General features: G+C 57.9%; 1 protein-coding gene. It reads right to left on the reverse strand.

Annotation, left to right across the window (positions count from 1 at the left end; genetic code table 11):
- Positions 1-22: 22 nt before the first annotated feature.
- A protein-coding gene (locus R5H30_RS21740) for an IS5 family transposase (protein ID WP_318330868.1) occupies positions 23-738 on the reverse strand; the annotation gives its coding sequence in 2 pieces (ribosomal slippage) (positions 23-457 and positions 460-738; 714 coding nt in all).
- Between the last annotated feature and the right edge of the window lie 8 nt (positions 739-746).

Raw genomic sequence — 746 nt, forward strand, 5'->3', positions numbered from 1 at the left:
TAGGCTCCAGACTCATTGATTTTCAGAGCCAGAATATGACTGCGGCGGCGAGCGCGATGGCTGATAGGAACACCTTTGGACATCTGTCGTAGCGGGTTGCGACGCGGCGCCAATCCTTCAAACGACCGAACATGATCTCGATGCGATTGCGGCGCTTGTATCTGCGTTTGTCGTATCGCACCGGCTTGTCGCGAGACTTCCGGCCGGGGATGCATGGCCGTATCCCTTTGTCTTTCAAGGCATCCCGGAACCAGTCTGCATCATATCCGCGATCAGCGATCATCCAATCGGCGGCTGGCAAGCTGCTCAGGAGAGCCCTGGCGCCCGTGTAATCACTGACCTGACCGGCGGTCATGAAGAACCGGATGGGACGACCAGAGGCGTCCGTTACGGCGTGCAATTTGGTGTTCATGCCGCCCTTGGTGCGCCCGATCAGACGTCCGCGCCCCCCTTTTTCAACCGCAGGCTGGATGCCGTGCGATGTGCCTTCAGATAGGTTGCGTCGATCATGATCGCCTTGTGTTCGGAGTGCTCGGCGGCCAGCCCTTCCATGATCCGGGCAAACACGCCCTTGTCGCTCCATCGTTTCCAGCGGTTGTACAGAGTCTTGGGTGAGCCGTACTCCCTTGGAGCATCCGACCATCTTAAGCCATTGCGATTGATGAAGATAATCCCACTCAGTACCCGCCGATCATCGACACGCGGCTTGCCATGGCTCTTGGGAAAATACGGTTTCAACCGAGCCA

This window comes from Roseobacter sp. FCG-D35, from assembly GCF_033436665.1.
Classification (GTDB): Bacteria; Pseudomonadota; Alphaproteobacteria; order Rhodobacterales; family Rhodobacteraceae; genus JAWQFO01.